The organism is Desulfovibrio sp. JC022 (genome assembly GCF_010470665.1).
Classification (GTDB): Bacteria; Desulfobacterota; Desulfovibrionia; order Desulfovibrionales; family Desulfovibrionaceae; genus Maridesulfovibrio.
The window spans coordinates 1-2,137 of sequence record NZ_VOPZ01000029.1; the positions used below are offsets into that span (position 1 = coordinate 1).

Annotated in this window: 3 protein-coding genes; all 3 read right to left on the reverse strand. The window is 43.9% G+C overall.

Going from position 1 to position 2,137, the window contains the following annotated elements:
• A partial coding sequence (locus tag FMS18_RS20100) for an RHS repeat-associated core domain-containing protein (protein ID WP_368854189.1) occupies positions 1-837 on the reverse strand: 837 nt, incomplete at its 3' end.
• A 62-nt stretch (positions 838-899) separates the two neighbouring features.
• Complete coding sequence (locus tag FMS18_RS20105; protein WP_163296437.1) at positions 900-1,406, reverse strand: hypothetical protein; 507 nt, start codon at positions 1,404-1,406, stop codon at positions 900-902.
• A gap of 46 nt (positions 1,407-1,452) precedes the next feature.
• Positions 1,453-2,137 (reverse strand): polymorphic toxin type 44 domain-containing protein (locus FMS18_RS20110; RefSeq protein ID WP_239061131.1); only part of this gene is annotated, 685 nt, incomplete at its 5' end.

The following is a 2,137-nucleotide window of genomic DNA, read 5'->3' on the forward strand; positions in this document are numbered from 1 at the left end:
CAGCGGTTCTTCTTTTCGGGCCTTTTGCGCTTCGGGTTTGCCCGATAAAGTATTTATACCCGTACCGACTTGGGTTGGGGCTTGCTTGTTCGGTTTGGCCTGCTTGTTGGGGTCGACAGTATCTGTCAGGGGACTGGCAGGATTGTTTTTTAATTCGATGGCACCAATGCTAACCATTTGTCGCATTTTATCATTGCGCTTTTGGGCATCAGCAATTGTGCGGTCCCTTCTCGCCTTTGTTTCAGCTAATTTTGCCTGTTCAGCTTGAAACTCCTTTTGGGCTATTTCCGCAGCCCTTTTTTCCATTTCTCGAGCTTGTTGTACACTTGATTTGGCTGAAGAATTATTGCTTTGGTCATTGTTCTTACCAATGGTTCTATTCCCATTAAACCCAAGTGTTGAATGGGCTCTTATGCTGCTGTCCCCTGATCCGAATGCGCCAATGGTGCCATTGCGTCCGTATGAATGGCTTGAACCTTTTTTTGATGAACTGTTGGTTTCCTTGGATGTGCTCCTGTTAGCTCCAAGAGAGGACTGAGCTCTGCCTCTGATGTCCCCTGATCCGAATGCGCCCATTGCGCCATTACTAAACAACCCTTTCCGATCCACAAAGTTAATCGGATCATCCAGACAATACCCATACACATCCACATCGCCGCCAGCATAACCGAGCGGATCAGGCGAAATGAATCTGCCGATTACAGGATCGTACTCGCGGTAGCCGAAGTGGATCAGCCCGGTATCGGAGTCGAGGAAGCTCTCCGAGGTTAACCTCTTTTTATATTCAATTATAATTAAACAGCCCCCGGACTGGGGTCCGGGGGCTGTTAGATAAATTTATGGTAGCTGGTTTATTGTTTTGCAGCTTGAACTCCAGTCCCATTGACATATATAAACAACTACTCAAGTTTAAATGAGTTATTTGCATCCCTATAAAATAAACATGTTTTTTTCCATGCAATAAAAAAAATAGCGATATGAAACAAAGGGAATAACGGCAATAAAATCAAGCCCGGCAATTGAGCAAAAGCGAGCATAAGGTATGGATATGCGGCCAATATATAAACCATTAAAACCAAACCTATTGCAACATTATCTTCCGCTACAGAGCCATACAACAGGCAAGGCCAAAACGTAGCAACGACCCATAAGAATGTATAAAAAACCAACTCCTTCGATCCCTGCTCCTTATATCTCAAAATCTCTTTGGCTGATTTTGAACTGGAAATAAGATATAATGCACCCCATGTCACAACATAGATGAAAGCAAAAAGACCATCTTTAAACCCACCTAAAAACCAAACAAAAATAACCGGAATCAAAGCAAAAATACCGCTTAAACTGAAATATGAAAAATACGCGACTACAAATTTGCCGAATTTAGATAATTGTTTTTGATTATTCATAGTGTGTCGCCCCCCCGAAACATAATGATTCGGGGGGAACTTGTCTTTAATTACTTTTGTGATGATATCCATTCCCTATATTTTTCTGATCAACGGGATCATCAAAAAAAGTTCCCGCCCATCCCGTCCTTGCGGTTCCTGTCGTTGTCTGCACTACACCGGCAGCGAATTTTGCCTCAAATTCAGAAATACCCAAAGCCTTTGCAACAGCACCATAATTATAGTTACCGAAATGTTCATACTGCCGCCCTCTGGTTTTATAGTCCTGTTTCATTCCCGGGGCGAATTGATAAGTAAGATATCCATATTTTGCTAACCGACTGTGCACCGTGGGTAGAAGGTCAGCTTTCTTAGCAAAATCTCGTGCCTTTGCAATATTTGTATCAACACTAATTCCTTCAGGTGAAACAGGGATACTTTTATCCTTTCCATTGGTTGTTGTATTAGTTGGCTGTTTACCTTTTTGATGCTGAGGATTAGGATCAACTGTATCCGTCAAAGGACTGGACCAGCCACTAGTTGCTTCTATAGCCGCACGCCGCTGAGCATTCCTCTTGTCTGCCGCAGCATTATCCCTACGAGCCTGCTTCTCCTGCTCTTTTGCAGTAACTTGAGCCTGCTTAGCCGCCAACGCATTAGCAGAGTCCGCCACTGCCTGACCTTTCCGCGCACCTGATTGGTTTAGGTCAGTTGTAGCCTGCGCGCTCCCTTGAGCATAGTTCGCATTGTTT

Excerpts from the sequence above, each read along its gene's own strand:
- FMS18_RS20105 (WP_163296437.1), bottom strand. The coding sequence starts at position 1,406 with ATGAATAATCAAAAACAATTATCTAAATTCGGCAAATTTGTAGTCGCG.